Here is an 18726-nt window from a genome sequence, read left to right as displayed (position 1 = left end):
TAAAGCCCACCGGAGTGAGCTTCAATTAATTTTTTAATTTATCGATCAGTGTCTAGCCATTTATGAAATATCAACAAACCCTTAATCATCAATCCAGACACCGTCTTGCATATGCAAAATCGAATCGGCAGTTTGCGCCAACTGTTCATCATGGGTCACAATCAGCATCGCCATATTGAACTCATCACGTAATTCACTGAGCAGTTCAAAAATTTTCACTGCGGTTTTACGGTCCAGGTTACCTGTCGGTTCATCTGCCAGCATCAGTTCCGGCTTTGCCACCAGTGCACGTGCCAAGGCAACACGCTGACGTTCACCGCCAGACAGCTCACCCGGTTTATGCGTCATGCGATGCGACAGCCCTACCCGATTGAGCAAGTATTCAGCCTGCTCTTTAGACTGTTTATAGGTCGTTCCTGCACGCAGCATCAGCGGCATGGCGACATTTTCCAGCGCAGTAAACTCCGGCAACAGATGATGGAACTGATATACAAAACCCAAATGCTGGTTACGTAAATAGCCACGCTCAGCTTCACCTAAATTATCAAAGCGCTTGCCATTTAAAAAAACCTGTCCCTCGGTTGGACAATCTAGACCACCCAACACATGTAACAAGGTACTTTTACCGGAACCACTGGAACCGACAATAGAAACGAACTCGCCTATTTTGACCTGTAAGGATAAATTTTTAATAACCTCGACCGTGGTTTTGCCATCAGTAAAACTTTTCGAGATATTTTTCGCTTCGAGGACAAGATTACTCATAACGTAAAGCCTCTGCTGGTTGAGTTTTCGCAGCACGCAGTGCCGGGTAAATCGTCGCAAGGAAACTTAAACCCAATGACAGGCTCACAATCACCACAACATCTTGCCAGCGTAAATAAGATGGTAAGTAATTAATGAAATAAGCATCAAACAGGTTCAAACCCAATGTGGTATTTAACCAGCCAATAAAGCCACTAATACTTGAAGCAAAGATAATCCCCAGAATGGCCCCGGAAACGGTACCGATCACGCCAATGATAGTGCCCTGTACCATAAAAATTTGGGTAATGGTTGCCGGTGAAGCTCCCAGAGTACGTAGAATGGCAATATCGGATTTCTTGTCGGTCACGACCATCACCAATGATGACACGATATTAAATGCAGCCACCAGTACAATCAGGAACAGTAGCAAGCTGACCATGGCTTTTTCCATCTGAATCGCACTAAACAAATTACCGTGAGTAAAGGTCCAGTTCGATGCATAGAAATTGCTTGGCAGATCTTTGACAATATCATCAGCCACTTCAGGAGCAAGGAAAATATCATCCAGTTTTAAACGGACACCTTGAGCACCATCCGGCAAGCGCAATAAAGTTGAAGCATCATTCAGGGCGATATAACCCATCATCGAATCCACTTCAGCACCAATACTGAAAATACCGACAATTTTAAAACGCTTGAAACGTGGCACTACCCCTGCAGGAGACGGCGTTGCCTCAGGAAGCACCAAAGTAATATTGTCGTTTAAACCCAGACCTAGTGAATCGGTCATTTGTTTGCCTAAAACAATGCCAAATTCACCTTTTTTCAGGCTATCAATACTCCCGGCAATCATGTGATTTTGGATAATTGACACTTTCTTTTCGTATTCAGGTTCGATGCCCGTGACCATAATTCCGGCCACTTGCCCCTGTGCAGTCAGCATGCCCTGTAACTGGGTAAATGGCGCTACGCCTTTGACATGCTCATGTTGTTCAACTTTTTTTGCAAGTTCTGGCCAATTTTTTAATATTTGTGTTGAAGAAACAGTAGCTTGAGGTATCATTCCCAATACACGGTTTTTCAGTTCTCGGTCGAAGCCATTCATCACAGATAATACTGTAATCAGTACAGCCACACCCAGGGTGAGACCGATCATAGAAACCAGAGCAATAAAAGAAATAAAGTGGTTACTACGCCGTGCGCGAGTATATCTCAACCCTATGTACAGCGAGATTGGTTTAAACATACCATTTAGTCCGAGGAATAATTATGGAAAATTTACAGCATCAAAGCGGCAATATGGAACGCCGCGTTATGTCGCGTATCGATGCTGCCTTGCGAATTAATTATCAGATTATCTCTGATGATGTCGCGCTTAATGACCCTTATGATCCTAACTTTGTGCTGCCCCGCTATTTTCTACTACTCGCAGAATTAGATCAATTTGATCACGCAGTAAACTACGAATTAGAACAATTAACTGAAAAAGATCAACAAATTGCTAGAATATTATCCTTATTCAACCAAAAATTAAACCTTATTACCGGCTCTTTGTACGATGCAATTGTACAATCCATGTTACCAATCCCGGAACATGTCAATTTTTCCGAAACAGGTTTCAGCTTCTTTAGCGAGCGTCCTATTCAGGAAGGAACCTATATCCACGTCACGCTCAGCCACCCTGAAAATTTCTTCCATATTGCCGCAACTGCACAGGTGGTCTATAGCCGTGAGGAAGATAACGGTAAGTTCCGTACTGGAGCTTATTTTATTACCTTACACCCACAAGACCGGGTAAAACTTGCCGAATGCGTCATACTCAACAAAAAAGATTAGCGATTTAACTGTTAGACTTGATCTTAGTGGCGAGATTTTGGCTCGCCTTAAGATCACGATAGAAATAAACAAACAGGCCAAATAATAAAATAAAGGCGCCGACAAAAACCATCACTGATAATTTTTCATCATTCAGCAGTGCTCCAAACAGCATGGCCAACATGGGCGTCAACACAGTGGTCAACGATAAGGTCGTCGCCTTAATATTCTGTACCAGTTTGAAATAACAGAACATTGCCAACAGTGATGCCATAATCACCGCATAAAATAAACCGATTAATGCCTTGGTATTAGGGATATGATCTGGTGCATGCTGCCAGATAAATGGCAACATGCTCAGTGCAAACAGGCTGGAGACCAGAATGGATCCCGTCGCCTGAGCCATGGGTTGCAGCGGTGCATTGACCTTTTTGACCCAGAAAATGGATGCGCAATAGATAAATACACTGATCAGCATCAGTCCTATGCCCATCGGCTGGACCTGGTGGTCACTGCCACCCAGACAGATAATGCCTAGCCCCAATACTGCAATGCACATCCCCATCCATTGCAGGCGATGGAGTTGAATATTAAAAGCAAAACGGCCGATCAATCCAGTCATAATCGGTGCCAAACCAAACATCAAGGCAATAATGCCTGAGCTTAAATAAGCCGTGGCTAAATAGGTAAAGATTTGCGAACCAATAAAACTACAGGCACCGGCAACATAACTATGCAGGGAAATGGCATCGAGCGGCAAGTTGGTTTTTAATACCACCAGCACGCCCAGGGCTAAAGGTAAGGCAATGAAAAAGCGTAGTGTCAAAGCCCACAAACTATGGATGTCCGAAACACTCCAGACAATTGCCAGTGGCGTGGTTGCCCAAATAAATACCAATAAGGCATAAGTGGACATGATATTGGTTTTTGACGGCATGATGAGCTCAGATTATGGTGCAGTTTTACGTTTCTGTTTCTGAATGGTTTGATCCAGTGAACTGGAGAATTCACGTTTATCCCGTTCAGAAATCGGTGGTGGACCACCCGTATTAACACCAGCTCCGCGTAATGAATCCATGAAGTCACGTAAATGCAGACGTGCTTTGACATTGGCCGTGGTATAGATTTCACCGCGAGGATGAATGGCAATCCCACCCTTTTCAATCACTTGTGCAGCCAAGGGAATATCTTGAGTCATGACAATATCATGCTCTTTCATGCGCTCTATGATTTCTTTATCTGCAGCATCTGCCCCACTCATGACCTGAATGGAGTTAATCCGTACCGATGGGGTAATCCCCACATTTTGATTGGCGACAAAAGTTACTTCCAGCTGATAACGATCAGAAGCGCGAATGATCACATCACGCAGGATTTTAGGTAATGCATCGGCATCCACCCAAAGTTTAAATGGCAGCACACCACATCCATAGTCAAAAAAGAATAGCCCGTAGTTTAGCAAATTCCATGTGACAGGAGGATGGCTAAATCCATCCAGCTGAAGTGCTGTTTTTAGCTTTCAGCAAGATGTTCAGGGTTGCCATAGTAAAATTTCAGATTTCATCGCATCCAGATTCAGGATTTTTAGAACATTTCACCGACTTTAATGGTTAAATTTAGCCCTTTGACTTGAAATTTAACAATAACCCTCGATTTAATAGATAAATACAACCCAACATCAATTGTGAATATGAAAAATCAAAATAGACCGGAAATGATCACCATTGAAGATCAGAACTTTGGCAGTCATGTCGAACATTGGAATCTGCTCACAGAAAATCCGGCTACAGATGTACCTAAGTGGCTGGGTCTGGCCCTTGATGCACCGGTTATGCCGATGGGTTTGTGTAAACAAGAATGCGATATGGATGAATCAGCCTGGCTGATTCAGGGACCTAAAAAAGCCAATGTACAAATGACTCAAGTCATTGCAGTTGAAAATAACAAACCCCAAGCGGTCAAGACAGCCTTTCCAAGTTTTGAAAGCCCTTACAAAGTCAATGCCACCATTGAACGGATTATCACCTGTAAATCCAACACTCAGGCGGTACTGCGCTTGAACTTGGGAGCCAATACTATTGTCTATGCCTTTGACACGTTATATAGCGTCAATCATGGCCAATACGAAAAAGATCAGCCTTATCTTGCGCAGCTCAATGCCTGGGCCTATGAGCTGGAAGCTGTTTCGGATCATGAACAACTGGTGGTGGATGATCCTGCATCGATTAAGCATCACCGTGCCTTAAATGACATTCTTGCTGCCAATAACGGTGTGGCACCTGCCAATTTACAAGAACAGATTGATGCCTGGGAACCCAAATCGGAAGATGATAAAGAACCGGTTACCGTCGATTTTTCCAGAATGGTCGCCTATCTTTATGGTGAAAATATGGGACAGGAAGATGAAGCCTGGTTCCAGGGCAATATTGTCGGTAAAACATCGATGTCATTTATGGATCAGGAATATACGCTTTATGACGTTGCCTTGATTCATGATGAAAATCAGGAAGCTACCCTGATTCGTATTGCCACCAAGAATCAAGCCTATAAAGACTTTGAAATTGGTCAATTTATTCGTGGCAATTTATGGATTCAAGTGAATATTTATACTAAAAAATAATCCTTTATAAACAGCGGTACCATAGCATAATTATCCCTCCATGCTATGGTGCTGCTTTTTTATTGCTTGGATTTTTATTATCTCTACTCACAAGTTGATTAAATTTTATCCACATACACACATTATATTTAACAATTTTGAATTCAAATTAAAATAACTTATCCACAATTTTAAATTTAAAATTTTATTTTAACCAACTACTACAGCTATTATATTTTTATGCCTTATTTTTAATTCTGTTATCCACCACAACCCTGTAGGGACAAGAATCTAGCAAGCTATCTGACGTTTTACCAAATAAAATAAATATTTTAATTACATATTTTTATTTAGTACTTTATTTAATCAATTTTTTATGTTAAAAATTAAAATTAGCAATATAAATTAACGATAAATAAATCGGAATAGAGTTTCCATGAAAATCGTGCAAGAAGAAAATATACAAACAGTTGAACATCAACTGGTTAAACGCTTCCAGTTAGACACTATCTCATGCCTGTTTTTTGTACTGGGCATGTTTATGTCTGCCTATATTTTACACCACTTTATTCTTTAAGCTTATCGTAACGATCTCATCTTCAACACTCAGATTCTATTCAATAAAAAGCCCATCATGTGATGGGCTTTTTTTAGCTTTAGCGATTAAGCATTGCGTTTGGCAAAGTCATCCATAAAGTTAACCAGAGCTTGTACACCTTCTAATGGTACAGCATTGTAAATACTGGCACGCATACCACCGACTGAACGGTGACCTGCCAGGTTAAGCAGATGATTCGCTTCAGCTTCTTTCAAAAATTGCTTCTCAAGCTCAGCTTTTGCCAAAGTAAACGGTACATTCATGATTGAACGGTTTGCTTCTGCAATCGGGTTGGCATAGAAATCACTGGCGTCGATATAACCATACAGTAATTTGGCTTTTTCAAGGTTCACCTGATGCATGGCATCTACACCGCCATTTTCAAGCAGCCATTCAAATACCAAGCCAGACAAGTACCAGGCATAGGTTGATGGTGTATTAACCATAGAACCATTTTTCGCCTGATCTGAATATTTCAAAATGCTTGGAATTTCAGGTTTGGCTTGATCGAGTAAATCTTCACGAATAATCACTAAAGTTAAGCCGGCAGGACCAATATTCTTTTGCGCACCTGCGTAGATTAAACCGAACTTAGATACATCTAATGGCGCAGATAAAATGCTAGATGAAAAGTCACATACCAGTGGTTTATCTGTTTCAGGAATACCAGCAAACTGAAGGCCACCAATGGTTTCGTTATCGGCATAATGCACATAAGCCGCATCATCAGACAAGTTCCAGGTACTTTGATCTGTAATTGCCAATTTACCGTTAATGCTTGTGCCTGCTTCAACAACATTGATGTCGCCATAGCGTTTTGCTTCTTTCAACGCTTTTTCTGACCAGATTCCGGTATGAATATAATCAGCCTTGTTGTTTTTACCCAACAGGTTTAACGGAATAGCAGAGAATTGCAGCGAAGCACCACCTTGCAAGAACAATACTTTATAGTTCTCAGGAATGTTCATCAGTTTGCGCAAATCTGCTTCTGCTTTTTCTGCCACAGCCACATAGTCAGGACTACGGTGACTCATTTCCATGATCGAAAGGCCTTTGCCATGCCAATCAAGCAATTCAGCCTGAGCTTTTTCTAAAACGGCAGTAGGTAATGCAGCAGGACCAGCACAGAAGTTGTACGCGCGCATGATTTTTCCTTTCAAAGTGAAACACAATAAAATGATGGCATTTAACCACAGATGGGCGTGGCTTGCAGTAAATTATCCTGAAAATATTTCAATGCTGTCGGACATTTAAAGTCAAAATCTCAATAAAGACTGGGTTTTGATCTCCCCTTTTGTAATCTCTGGCACTTGGCTTAAAGAGGCAACTGCATCTTATTACTGATCTTTTCAAATTCTGCTGCAATATCTTTGCATTAACTATCTAATCACGTGATTGCTATACAAATGCATATTAAACAATACAACAACTTATTGATTAGACATACAATTCAATCTATGCAATATAATTGTTACAAAGAAATTGAGAGTTTGAGTGATGTTATTGCGTTTACATGCACAACCAAAAAAAATTGCACTCCTCATACAACAAAATTTTCGTGTTGGCCTTTGTACGGCTAGTCTGTTTTTTGCTGGCCCAGCCTTTGCCGAAAGCGTCAGTTATGCACAGGCTGAACAATCGATTTTAAAGGATTCCTACAGTACGCAGGCCAATCAGGCTTTACAACAATCTGCACAACTTGAAGCCGAAGCGATCAAGGGTTTAGGTCTGCCCCGTGTCGATTTAAATGTCCGTGCTTATGCCTTTCATAATGAAGTGGACCTTCCCCTTGGGGCGTTAAAAAATAATCTAGAACAGTCCTTGAGCAATGGCGTAAATAATAAAATTGATGAATTGAACTTGGGTGGCTTTGCCGACCCACTAAAAGAGAGTTTAAAACAGCCTATACATGATGGTGTGGAATTAATTCCAGATGAGTCAACTGTTGCATTAGACGATCAGGTCATCCGCCCGACTGTGTCCATGATTATGCCTTTATATACCGGTGGCCTGACCTCAAGTGCCAAGGAAATAGCTCAGCTCAAGGCACAACGCAGCGAGTTAAATAGCAAACAACAACAAGATGTGCAACGCTTTGAACTGATTCAGGCTTACTTTAATACACAACTGCAAAAACAACTTTTAGCCTCCAGTCAGTCCAACTTCAATGCCATGCAAACGCACTACAATAATGCCTTAAAGCTGCAACATCAGGGCTTTATCAATAAAGGCCAGCGCATGCAATTTGAAGTGGCAAAAAACAATGCCGAGCGTGCTGTGCAAAATGCCACAGCCAATTTAAGATCCAGCCTGTTTCAGCTCAATAACCTGTTACAGCAAAGTCAGATTACCGAACTGAGCACACCGCTATTTGTCAATTCCAGCCAGAGTCAAAACCTCAATGCCTTGTTAAAAAGCTATCCGGAGCAATCTTCCCTGATTCGAAAAATGCAGATGGACACCCAGCTGGCCAATGCCAATGTTAAGGCGCAAAGTGCCGCGAAAAAACCCAATTTATTTGCCTTTGGCGAATACACACTGGATGAAAAGCAAAACTGGATAGTCGGTGTAGCAGCACGTTATAACCTGTTTTCCGGAATCGACAACAACAAAAATGTTCAGGCCGCAGAATTGCAACGTTATGCTTCTGAACTGATGACCGAACGCACCAAACAGGAAATTGAAAATATTATTTATAAGTCCTATAGCGAAGTGACCACAGCCCAGCAAAGTCATCAGCTGTTACAGCAAAATCTGAAAGCTGCCGAGGAAAACCTGCGCATTCAGACTTTATCTTTTAAGGAAGATATGGGAACGGCCACCCAGGTGATTGATGCACAAAATACCTTAAGCACTTTAAAAAGCGAGATGGCGCTGAATGCCTATAAATATGTGATGTCCCTGGCCACTTTGCTGCAAAGCCATGGCTCGATTGAGCAGTTTCAAAGCTATGTCAATCAAAGCAATACCAGTTATATTCGTTAATTTTTGATGGGGAAAACCATGACTCAAGATCAAAACAGGCCTGATCAAGATGTAGAAAACACCTCATCAGAAGGAACTTCTACCACGATCTCTGCTCAAAACAGCCAACAAGAAACACAAGCGGCATCTGAACAGCAAAACAATACAGATAATGGATTTTTCAGTTATTCAGAACAATCTCCATCCACTGAACCTGCAGCGCAAAATGAAAAAAAATCTGCACTGTTAAAGACTGTGGTCGGCATGCTGGTTATTTTACTTTTAGCTTTAATTGGTTTTGGTTTATGGAAAAGTTATCAACCCAAAGAAGTTGAACTGCAAGGACGTGTTGAAGCTGAAACCATTCATATCAGTACCAAGGTGCCGAGCCGTATTGAAGAAATTTATATTCGTGATGGACAGAAAGTGGTTAAAGGTCAGCCACTGGTCCGCTTGTTTAGTCCGGAAGTGGAAGCTAAAAAACAGCAGGCTTTAGCCTCGTTACAATCTGCTTTAGCCTTGCAATCCACAGCGGATCGCGGTTCACAACAGGAAAATATCGACAGTCTATATGCCAACTGGCAAGCCATGAAAGCCCAGCAAGAATTGGCCCAAACCACTTATCAGCGTGGTGCCAACCTGTTTAAGGAAGGCGTCATTTCACGCCAGCGCCGCGATGAAATGCAGGCTGCCGCACAATCTGCCGCACAAATGACCGAAGCATCTTATCAGCAATATGCACGTGCCAAACGTGGCAGCACGCCAGAACAGAAATCCTCTGCAGATGCACAGGTGGAAATTGCTAAAGCAGCCGTCGCGGAGGCCAATGCACTGCTAGCTGAAACCCAACTGGTTTCTCCGATCAATGGCACCATCTCCAAAACTTATGGCAAGGTATCGGAACTGGTGGCTATGGGCGTGCCCGTGGTGAGTATTATTCAGGATGATGAGCTCTGGGTCAGCCTGAATATTCGTGAAGATCAATATGCACAGGTCTATCAGGCCAAATCGATTGAAGGCTTTATTCCTGCCTTGAACAAAAAAGCCCTGTTCAATATCAAAAAGATTGATGCCGAAGGCGAATTTGCCACCATTAAAACCACGCGCCAAACCGGTGGTTATGATATTCGCAGTTTCAAGATTCAACTCACCCCTGCCCAGCCCATTCAAGATTTAAAAGTCGGCATGAGCGTGCTGTTTAAAGTGCAAGAGTCCTAATTATGCTGCATGGCATACTGCGTGAACTTCGCTATTTGCTCAGGCATAAATGGGACTTGTGCCTAGTCACCCTTGCGCCTGTATTTGTGATTGTGCTGTTCGCCAGTATGTTTGCTCAAAGCAAACCCAGCCATCTCCCGATTGCAATTATTGACCAGGACCAGAGTCAACTGAGCCGTAATATTGAACACTCTGTCCGTCAGAACAACACCCTGAGCATTAGCACCATTTCCAACAGTCAGGACCAGGTTGAACAGCTACTCAACCAAAATAAAATTTGGGGTTATATCACCATTCCAGAAGGTGCAGAACAACGCTTGGTACAAGCCCAGGATACCCAGATCAGTATTGCCTATAACCAAAGTTATTTTAGTGTCGGTAATAGCATTTCATCCGCGATGCTGATCAGTACCTTACGGGCGGTGGGTGATTTTAGCGGGCATAATTATCTGGAAAATCAGATCCCTTATCTGGATGTACCAACACCCAATATCAAAATTTCACCGCTGTTTAATCCGGAATTAAGCTACGAGTTCTATCTGGAACCGTACATGATTCCTGCGATTTTGCATTTATTGCTTTGCTGCTGTGTGGCATTTTCAGTCGGACAGGAACTGAAATTTAATACCACAAAGCAGTGGTTAGCACAGCAAAATGTCTTGCTTGCCCTGTTTGCCAAAAATATGACTTATGTACTGATTTTCAGCTTTTGGACCTGGTTATGGATGTTCTGGCTGATTGAAATTCGTGGCTGGTTTATACAGGGACAGCTCTGGCCTATTCTATTGGGACAATTTCTTCTCTATAGCGCGTATGCCTTTATCAGCAGCAGCGTGGTTCTAGCCACCCGTGACCTGGCGAAAAGTTTTGGCTTTATTGCAGTCTATGGCGGATCTTCTTTGAGTTTTGCTGGCGTGACTTTACCGCTAAACAATGCTCCCCTATTCACCCAGTTCTGGTCCAATATTATTCCTTATACCCCTTATGCCAAGTTACAGACAGAACAATGGGTGATTGGTAGTCCCGTATCTACTTCATTGTTACCACTTACGATATTAGCTATTTATTGTCTATTCTATTTTGCTACTGCCTATTTCTTCCTTAAAAAATATCTCAAGGGAGTTCAGGCATGAAAACCTTTAAAAATTTTCTGCACTTTTATTTTAAAACCTTTAAAGATATTGCTTCGAATAGCTCAATCTTGACCACGTTGGTGCTGTCGGTATTTGTATATAGTTTCTTTTATCCGGCTGCTTATAAAGCCGAACATGCCGAATCATTACCCATCATTATTGTCGATGAAGAACAAAGCATGGTGACTTCCAATATTATTGACGAAGTTGCTAAAAGCCCCAATATTGAAATCCGTGCAGTGACTGGAAATTTTGCCGAAGCGCAGCAGATGATCAGGTTACAACAAGCTGATGGTATTTTGCTGTTGCCTGACAACTTATCTAATAGTATCCGTCGAGGTGAAGTAGGCGGCATCGGTTTATATTTAAGTGCTGCCAATTTTTTAAAAACCCAAAAGATTGGTTTGGGACTGGCTGCATCGGTTGAACATGCGCTGGCCGAACAGGCTGAAAAATTTCAGAATATTTCTGAATTTGCTCCAGCGCTCTCCATTCATCAAATTCCTTTGTTCAATACCCTGTCTGGCTATGGCAGTTATATTTTCCCGGCAGTTGCGCCACTGATTATCCATCAAACCATTGTGCTTGGTTTGTGCATGTTGATTGCGACTTATCGTGAAAAGCACTGGACACCGAGTCGTGCCGAATTTTGGGCTTTATTTAGTGCCATTTTAACCATTGGCTTTCTCGGCTGTTTATATCTGTTTGGATTTACCTTTTGGCTGAATGACTATCCGCGTGGTGGCAACTTCTGGGGCATGCTCATTGCAGTCCCCATCTTTGTGAGTTGCGTTATTGGCCTCAGCATGCTGATCGCGTCTTTTCTGGATATGCCGGAACGTGCAGGTCACGTGATTGTGTTTAGCTCTATTCCGCTATTCTTACTTTCAGGTACGGCATGGCCGCATGCCGCAATGCCTGTGTGGATGCAATGGCTAGGCCAGGCGCTTCCTTCCACCCAAGGCATACAGATGTTTATTCAATTGAACCAGATGGGAGTACCTACCAAGCTGGTCATTCCGAAAATGATCTATCTGGCAAGCTTTGCCGGCATTTGTCTGATTTGGGCATATTTCCGGCTGACCCGATCTGCTAAAAAGTAAGCTTTTAACTATGATGTTATAAGATTATTAAATAAAACTTTACAAATTGATTATTTCTCACACTAAAACCGATCTTTTTTTGAACATTTAAACCAATTGTGAAGAAAAAAGTTAGATTGAATATACTAATCGATGCAAAATAGCCCCCTGTTCATATTTCATGAATATTTTTTATATTATTCATTCCCACGCTCCCCGTAACATGCCGATGTGATATCGACAGTGTTATAGCAGCTTTTTTATTAAAAATTTGATTTTAAGGGCTTAGCATGAAAAAGATTAAGATTAGTCTTGCTTGGCAAATCGTCATTGCGCTCATTTTAGGTGTGCTTGTAGGCTCCTTTCTACATTATTCTCCCGAATATCGTGAAACTCTGATTAATAATCTGCTGAGTCCTTTGGGCGCAATCTTTATTAATTTGATTAAGATGATTGTCGTTCCACTTGTACTTTCAATGCTGATTTTAGGTATTGCCAATGCAAGTCATGGTCAAAATTTGGGTAAACTGGGTTTCAAAACCATTGTTTATTTTGAAATTATTACCACAGTTGCGATTATTGTCGGCCTAGTTGCTGCAAACATATTCCAGCCGGGTGCCGGTATTGACATGTCGAGTCTGACACAAACTGACATTTCTCAATATCAACAAACCACCCAAGAAGTGAGTAGTCACTCGCATGGTCTGGTCAACACCATTTTATCTTTAATTCCTTCCAATATTTTTGGATCACTGACCGATGGGCATATGTTGCCAATCATCTTCTTCTCCGTGATCTTCGGTATTGGTTTAGGATCTTTGGCTAAAGAAACCAGAAAACCGCTGATTGATGTGTTGCATGCGATTTCTGAAACCATGTTCAAAGTCACCCATATGATCATGCTTTTTGCACCTTTTGGTGTATTTGGCCTGATTGCAGCGACCGTTGCGAACTTTGGCTTTGCTTCACTACTTCCATTAGTGAAATTGGCACTATTGGTTTATGGTGCTATTTTCTTCTTCATCTTTGTGATTTTAGGACTTGTTGCCAAATTCTGTGGTTTCAGTATTTGGGAAATTATTAAAATTCTAAAAGATGAGCTGATTCTGTCTTATTCAACTGCAAGTTCCGAGACAGTATTACCGCGCCTTATGGAAAAAATGGAAGCCTATGGTGCGCCAAAGTCCATTACCAGTTTCGTGATTCCAATCGGTTATTCATTTAACCTGGATGGTTCGACCTTATATCAAAGTATTGCAGCGATCTTTATTGCGCAGCTTTACGGTATTGATTTAACCATGACCCAGCAAATCATTCTGGTTTTAACCTTGATGATTACTTCTAAAGGTATTGCTGGTGTTCCGGGTGTGTCTTTCGTTGTATTGCTAGCAACCTTGGGCAGTGTGGGTATTCCACTGGAAGGCCTGGCATTTATTGCCGGTATTGACCGTATTTTGGATATGGCTCGTACTGTGTTGAATGTAATTGGTAACTCGTTGGCTGTTCTTGTGATCAGTAAATGGGAAGGTCAATTCGACGCTGAAAAACAAAAAAATTATGCCGTTGAATTAAAAGAAGCTGCATAATTTATAAATAAAAAAAGGAAGCTTCGGCTTCCTTTTTTTATTTCTTAAAGATTTATTAAATCTAATTCTTTAGATAACCTGCATAAGTCAAAAAATATTCAATATTTATTAAAATCAGCACAGCCTCATTTGATTGATTCAATTTTTGTGCCTTTGCGTAGGCAATATCTCTACTTTTGAAAGGTCAAAATGAGGATTTCAAAATATATTTTGAGTCCGCAAGAAAAAACTTTTATTTCCCATATACGGCATCCTGAGCCAATTTTAAGCCCTGCTTTAAAATGCAGTGCAAGGGATGGCAAACATGTAGCATCCATGCCACACTCATGACTCCAATACCGGCTAAAACCTATTTTATTCTTTCCTATTTACTGGCAATTAATCATTAATTTTTCAAAAATCCAAACATTCTTATCCTAAGTGATAAGAGAGGTAAGAAAAATATCCTGCTAGTAAATCATAAGCATAAAAAAGAGCGCCTAAGCGCCCTTCTTTTTGATCTCAAAACTTAGTCTTCAGAATCTCTTAAATCCGATTCAGTGTCAGCTTCATCAGCAATAGTTTCATCATCTACCAAAGTTTCAGAATCAATTAAAGCTTCAGAGGCAACGACTTCTTCGCCTTCCACTGCTTCAATAAACTCATCTTCCTCAACTGCTTCAACTGAAACCACGCCTACAAGTAACTCGTCGTTACCTAAACGGATCAATCGAACACCTTGTGCGTTACGACCAGTTTGAGCAACTTCAGAAGCACGTGTACGCACCAAAGTACCACCATCAGAAATCAGCATCAGTTCTTTAGAGGCATCAATCGCAACTGCACCCACCAACTGACCGTTACGCTCAGAGGTCTTGATTGCAATCACCCCCTTACCGCCACGCTTCTTGGTTGGGAAGTCATCTACCGGAGTACGTTTACCGTAACCGTTTTCAGAAGCACACAGCACTTCACCTGTTTCAGGTACAACCACCAATGAAACGATACGGCTGATTAAGGCTGAATCTGAACTATCTTCATCATCTGACTCAATATCAGCATCTTCGGCATCTTCAACTTGCGCTGCACCAATGGTCACACGCATACCGCGTACACCTTTGGCTGAACGTCCCATTGAACGAACATCAGTTTCTGCGAAACGGATCGCTTTACCTTCATTCGAGAACAACATGATTTGCTGTTCGCCATCGGTAATCGCAACACCAATCAAGGTGTCATCGCCATTGAGTTCAATTGCACGTAGACCGTTTGAACGAACATTACTGAACTGTTCAAGTTCTACACGTTTGATCGTACCGTACTCGGTCGCCATAAACACATAGAAGTTTTTACGTACCGCTTCGGCTTGCTGCGCAAAGTCAGCAATGATTTCATCATCCAGATCGGTTGCTGAAAGCTCGATACCCAATTGCTTCAATTGAACGCGTAATGCATCAGACAAGTCATCTGCACCATCTTCAAGTTCAGCAAGTGCCGCTTCCAGTTCAGCATAATGTGAATTGATGATTTCATTTTCTTGCAGTTTTGCAGCATTGGCTTTTACAAATGCCTTGAAGTCTGCCAAACGTTCTTTGAATTTCTTCGGTGCATCAATCACCGGAAGAATCGCAGTAATGGTTTCATTGGCATCTAGCGGTAACAGGTTCACCATTGGGCGACCTTTAGCACCACGCGAAGCTTGCGGCACTTCAAATACTTTCAGACGATAGACCTTACCTACATCGGTGAAGCAAAGTACTGTTGCATGGTTCGATGTCACAATCAGATGCTGGATGTAATCGTCTTCTTTCATTGAAGTTGCAGACTTGCCACGGCCACCACGACGCTGTGCAGCATAGTCAGAAAGTGGCTGAGTTTTCGCATAACCGGTTTTAGAAACGGTCAATACCACTTGTTCTTCAGGAATCAAATCTTCACGTGAGAAATCAATGCGTGATTCAACAATCGCAGTGCGACGTGCATCGCCATATTGTTGCAGAATCAACGCCAATTCTTCTTTAATCACACCCATCAACAGGTTGAAGTCGTTCAGGATTGCAGTTAATTCAGCAATTTGACCCAGAATTTCAGAATATTCAGCATGTAACTTGTCTTGTTCCAGACCAGTTAAGCGGTGTAAACGTAGTTCAAGAATTGCCCCAACCTGTGCTGGAGATAAACGGTAAACATTACCATCTAAACCGAATCGACGGTTTGGATCTTCACCTTCAATCTCGTCAGGACGTACAGAAACCGAACCTGCTTTTTCCAGCAAGGCAACTACGCCACCCGCAGCCCATTCAACCGCCTGTAAACGCTCGCGCGCTTCGCCCGGGTTAGCAGAGGTCTTGATGGTTTCAATAATCGCATCGATGTTTGCGAGTGCAACGGTCAAGCCTTCCAAGATATGGCCACGTTCACGCGCTTTACGCAATTCGAACATGGTACGGCGAGTGACCACTTCTTGACGGTGGCGAATAAACGCCGCAATGATGTCTTTCAGGTTCATCAACTTCGGCTGGCCATTGTCCAGGCAGACCATGTTGATGCTGAATGAATTCTCTAACTGCGTATTCAGGAACAGGTTGTTTACAATCACTTCAGCGTTTTCACCACGCTTCAGGTCAATTGCAATACGCATCCCTTCTTTGTCCGACTCGTCACGAAGTTCAGAAATACCTTCCAGTTTTTTCTCTTTCACCAATTCAGCAATACGTTCAATCGTTTTTGCTTTATTGACCTGATAAGGAATTTCAGTAAATACGATGGTGCTACGGCCAGATTTTTGATCTTCTTCAATATGGTATTTACCACGGATGTGAAGACGACCTTTACCGGTACGGTAAGCATCAACAATACCTGATTTACCGTAAATGATACCGCCTGTAGGGAAATCTGGACCAGAGATGTGTTCCATCAAGCCTTCAATGGAAATATGCGGGTTTTCCGCATAGGCCAAACATGCATTGATCACTTCTGTCATGTTGTGTGGCGCCATATTGGTCGCCATACCTACCGCAATACCGGTTACACCGTTAATCAGCAAGTTAGGAACACGTGTCGGCATGACTTGTGGAATACGTTCAGAACCGTCGTAGTTGTCTTCCCACTCGACTGTATCTTTTTCCAGATCAGCCAAAAGCTCATGGGTGAGCTTACGCATACGGACTTCGGTATAACGCATTGCTGCTGCGCTATCGCCATCGACTGAACCGAAGTTACCCTGACCATCTACCAATTGATAACGCAGGCTAAAATCTTGTGCCATACGAACAATGGTTTCATAAACAGCAGAGTCACCATGCGGGTGATATTTACCGATCACGTCACCGACTACACGGGCTGACTTTTTGTATGCTTTATTGTAGTCGTTGCCCAATTCGTGCATAGCGAAAAGCACACGACGATGAACAGGCTTTAAGCCATCTCTCACGTCAGGTAATGCACGAGAAACAATAACGCTCATGGCATAATCGAGATATGAGCTTTTGAGTTCATCCTCAATGGCAATCGGTCGGATTTCCGATACGCTCATGCATACTCCTTATTACAAACAGCCGTTAAAGCTGTTCGTTTTATATAATCAATCTAGCAAAAAATTAACCCAAAATAAGCTGAGTTAAAGTCTAAATACAGTCATAAATTATAGCATAAATTCTGTTGTTTTTGTGCCATATCTCTTATCTTAATCTTGTTAATTTTCTATAATTTATCGTTTATTTTTTCAGCACTTTCATTTGTCGGAATTTTATATGAATTAGTTCATTTTATTCAGTGTCTAGCTGAAAATTTTAGCGCTAAATGTTCAGGTCGCTTATTCGGTTAAAATGGTCATTTCGCCTTAAAATAAGATATAAATCGATTAAATATACCCTACACCCTAGCTATGCAAATACATGAAAGCTAAATCACCATTTCAGGCCATACAAGCAGTCATTCAGCTCCATGCTTCTTATATGCTATAGCTTGATGAATTAATAAAATCCAGCCATAAAAAAACGCTCCTGAGCGGAGCAGGAAAGCATGGCTTTCACTGCTTGCACAAGAGCGTCTTTTTGAACAGTGTTACGGAATTAGATTTTAGAAACCAATTCTGGAACAACTGTGTTCAAGTCACCGACTAACCAGTAGTCAGCTACTGCGTTAATTGGCGCTTCTTCATCTTTGTTGATCGCAACGATCACTTTAGATTCTTTCATACCCGCCAAATGCTGGATTGCACCAGAAATACCGACAGCGATATACAGTTCAGGCGCAACGATTTTACCCGTTTGACCTACTTGCATGTCGTTAGGAACGAAGCCAGCGTCAACTGCAGCACGTGAAGCACCTTGAGCAGCGCCCAATTTATCCGCTAGTGGATCAAGGATTTTGTGATAGTTTTCACCAGAACCTACACCACGACCACCAGAAACCACAATACGAGCAGCTGTTAATTCTGGACGTTCAGATTTCACAATTTCTTCTGAAACGAATTTAGAGATACCCGCGTCGCCAGCAGATGCAGCAGCTTCAACCGCAGCAGAACCGCCCTCAGCAGCAACAGGATCAAATGCTGTACCACGAACAGTTGCAACAACGATAGATTCAGCAGACTCTACAGTTGCAATCGCATTACCTGCATAGATTGGACGTTTGAAAGTTTTAGGGCTTTCAACTGCAATGATGTCAGTGATCATGCTAACGTCTAAAAGTGCAGCCGCACGTGGCAGAATGTTTTTGCCAGTCGTAGTAGACGCAGCAAGAATGTGTGAATAGTTCGTACCGATAGAAGCAACTAATTTTGCTACGTTTTCAGCCAACTGGTTTGCATAAGCAGCGTCTTCAGCAAGCAATACTTTGCTTACACCCGCAACTTTAGCTGCCTGGTCAGCAACTGCCTGAGCGCCAGAACCAGCAACCAATACAGTGATATCACCACCGATTTTTTGCGCCGCAGCAACAACGTTTAAAGTAGCAGCGTTTAATGCTTTGTTGTCGTGCTCAGCGATAACTAAAATACTCA

At 42.1% G+C, this 18726-nt stretch carries 15 protein-coding genes; 8 read left to right on the top strand and 7 right to left on the bottom strand.

All coding sequences use genetic code 11. The features are described from left to right. Positions 1–81 precede the first annotated feature (81 nt). Both lolD and ACE01R_RS06610 read right to left on the bottom strand, forming a co-directional pair. Entirely contained in the window at positions 82–765 is a 684-nt protein-coding gene (lolD, locus tag ACE01R_RS06615; protein WP_395549842.1) for a lipoprotein-releasing ABC transporter ATP-binding protein LolD, read from the bottom strand. Further along, positions 758–1993 carry a lipoprotein-releasing ABC transporter permease subunit gene (locus tag ACE01R_RS06610; protein WP_395549841.1) on the bottom strand — a complete coding sequence of 412 codons (1236 nt, stop codon included), beginning with the start codon at positions 1991–1993 and terminating at the stop codon, positions 758–760. Before ACE01R_RS06610 ends, lolD begins: the two co-directional genes overlap by 8 nt. A 23-nt stretch (positions 1994–2016) precedes the next feature. Here ACE01R_RS06610 and ACE01R_RS06605 point away from each other — a divergent pair, with 23 nt between their 5' ends. Then, positions 2017–2583: a PilZ domain-containing protein gene (locus ACE01R_RS06605; RefSeq protein WP_395549840.1), complete on the top strand. Its 567-nt coding sequence runs from the start codon at positions 2017–2019 to the stop codon at positions 2581–2583. A 4-nt stretch (positions 2584–2587) separates the two neighbouring features. On the opposite strand, the gene ACE01R_RS06600 is transcribed toward ACE01R_RS06605, so the two are convergent. Beyond that, positions 2588–3499 (bottom strand): DMT family transporter, encoded by a 912-nt coding sequence (locus ACE01R_RS06600; protein WP_395549839.1) that lies wholly within the window; start codon positions 3497–3499, stop codon positions 2588–2590. 12 nt (positions 3500–3511) lie between these two features. Further along, positions 3512–3982 carry a YaiI/YqxD family protein gene (locus ACE01R_RS06595; RefSeq protein WP_395549838.1) on the bottom strand — a complete coding sequence of 157 codons (471 nt, stop codon included), beginning with the start codon at positions 3980–3982 and terminating at the stop codon, positions 3512–3514. Between the two features lie 270 nt (positions 3983–4252). Here ACE01R_RS06595 and ACE01R_RS06590 point away from each other — a divergent pair, with 270 nt between their 5' ends. Next, a complete protein-coding gene (locus ACE01R_RS06590; protein WP_395549837.1) occupies positions 4253–5182 on the top strand; it encodes a hypothetical protein in 930 nt (309 codons plus the stop codon). A 415-nt stretch (positions 5183–5597) separates the two neighbouring features. Beyond that, positions 5598–5738, top strand: a complete 141-nt coding sequence (locus tag ACE01R_RS06585; RefSeq protein WP_395549836.1) for a hypothetical protein — start codon at positions 5598–5600, stop codon at positions 5736–5738. 86 nt (positions 5739–5824) lie between these two features. Here ACE01R_RS06585 and serC read toward each other — a convergent pair whose 3' ends face one another. Then, complete coding sequence (gene serC / locus ACE01R_RS06580) at positions 5825–6904, bottom strand: 3-phosphoserine/phosphohydroxythreonine transaminase (protein ID WP_395549835.1); 1080 nt, start codon at positions 6902–6904, stop codon at positions 5825–5827. 352 nt (positions 6905–7256) lie between these two features. Between serC and ACE01R_RS06575 the strand changes: the two genes are divergently transcribed. The 5 genes from ACE01R_RS06575 to gltP all read left to right on the top strand — a co-directional run bounded on the left by ACE01R_RS06575 (position 7257) and on the right by gltP (position 13742). After that, complete coding sequence (locus ACE01R_RS06575) at positions 7257–8744, top strand: TolC family protein (protein WP_395549834.1); 1488 nt, start codon at positions 7257–7259, stop codon at positions 8742–8744. An 18-nt stretch (positions 8745–8762) separates the two neighbouring features. Next, positions 8763–9941 carry an efflux RND transporter periplasmic adaptor subunit gene (locus ACE01R_RS06570; RefSeq protein WP_395549833.1) on the top strand — a complete coding sequence of 393 codons (1179 nt, stop codon included), beginning with the start codon at positions 8763–8765 and terminating at the stop codon, positions 9939–9941. Positions 9942–9943: 2 nt separating this feature from the next. Next, the gene (locus ACE01R_RS06565) at positions 9944–11074 is read left to right on the top strand and encodes an ABC transporter permease (protein WP_395549832.1); all 1131 of its coding nucleotides are present in this window, start codon (positions 9944–9946) and stop codon (positions 11072–11074) included. Then, positions 11071–12177: an ABC transporter permease gene (locus ACE01R_RS06560; protein WP_395549831.1), complete on the top strand. Its 1107-nt coding sequence runs from the start codon at positions 11071–11073 to the stop codon at positions 12175–12177. The genes ACE01R_RS06565 and ACE01R_RS06560 overlap by 4 nt, the downstream gene beginning before the upstream one ends. A 269-nt stretch (positions 12178–12446) precedes the next feature. Then, positions 12447–13742, top strand: coding sequence for a glutamate/aspartate:proton symporter GltP (gene gltP, locus ACE01R_RS06555; RefSeq protein ID WP_395549830.1), 1296 nt, complete (start codon positions 12447–12449; stop codon positions 13740–13742). A gap of 508 nt (positions 13743–14250) precedes the next feature. Here gltP and gyrA read toward each other — a convergent pair. Together gyrA and ACE01R_RS06545 are read right to left on the bottom strand one after the other, a co-directional pair. After that, the gene (gene gyrA / locus ACE01R_RS06550; protein WP_395549829.1) at positions 14251–17256 is read right to left on the bottom strand and encodes a DNA gyrase subunit A; all 3006 of its coding nucleotides are present in this window, start codon (positions 17254–17256) and stop codon (positions 14251–14253) included. A 538-nt stretch (positions 17257–17794) separates the two neighbouring features. After that, on the bottom strand, positions 17795–18726 hold a 932-nt coding region (locus ACE01R_RS06545), incomplete at its 5' end, for an electron transfer flavoprotein subunit alpha/FixB family protein (protein ID WP_395549828.1).

The organism is Acinetobacter sp. BSP-28, from assembly GCF_044130285.1.
Lineage (GTDB): Bacteria > Pseudomonadota > Gammaproteobacteria > Pseudomonadales > Moraxellaceae > Acinetobacter.
This window is presented reverse-complemented; position numbering and strand designations above follow the sequence as displayed.

Excerpts from the sequence above, each read along its gene's own strand:
- gltP (WP_395549830.1), top strand. The coding sequence starts at position 12,447 with ATGAAAAAGATTAAGATTAGTCTTGCTTGGCAAATCGTCATTGCGCTC.
- ACE01R_RS06610 (WP_395549841.1), bottom strand. The coding sequence starts at position 1,993 with ATGTTTAAACCAATCTCGCTGTACATAGGGTTGAGATATACTCGCGCA.
- gyrA (WP_395549829.1), bottom strand. The coding sequence starts at position 17,256 with ATGAGCGTATCGGAAATCCGACCGATTGCCATTGAGGATGAACTCAAA.
- ACE01R_RS06600 (WP_395549839.1), bottom strand. The coding sequence starts at position 3,499 with ATGCCGTCAAAAACCAATATCATGTCCACTTATGCCTTATTGGTATTT.
- ACE01R_RS06605 (WP_395549840.1), top strand. The coding sequence starts at position 2,017 with ATGGAAAATTTACAGCATCAAAGCGGCAATATGGAACGCCGCGTTATG.
- ACE01R_RS06575 (WP_395549834.1), top strand. The coding sequence starts at position 7,257 with ATGTTATTGCGTTTACATGCACAACCAAAAAAAATTGCACTCCTCATA.
- ACE01R_RS06585 (WP_395549836.1), top strand. The coding sequence starts at position 5,598 with ATGAAAATCGTGCAAGAAGAAAATATACAAACAGTTGAACATCAACTG.
- lolD (WP_395549842.1), bottom strand. The coding sequence starts at position 765 with ATGAGTAATCTTGTCCTCGAAGCGAAAAATATCTCGAAAAGTTTTACT.
- ACE01R_RS06565 (WP_395549832.1), top strand. The coding sequence starts at position 9,944 with ATGCTGCATGGCATACTGCGTGAACTTCGCTATTTGCTCAGGCATAAA.
- ACE01R_RS06570 (WP_395549833.1), top strand. The coding sequence starts at position 8,763 with ATGACTCAAGATCAAAACAGGCCTGATCAAGATGTAGAAAACACCTCA.
- ACE01R_RS06560 (WP_395549831.1), top strand. The coding sequence starts at position 11,071 with ATGAAAACCTTTAAAAATTTTCTGCACTTTTATTTTAAAACCTTTAAA.
- serC (WP_395549835.1), bottom strand. The coding sequence starts at position 6,904 with ATGCGCGCGTACAACTTCTGTGCTGGTCCTGCTGCATTACCTACTGCC.
- ACE01R_RS06590 (WP_395549837.1), top strand. The coding sequence starts at position 4,253 with ATGAAAAATCAAAATAGACCGGAAATGATCACCATTGAAGATCAGAAC.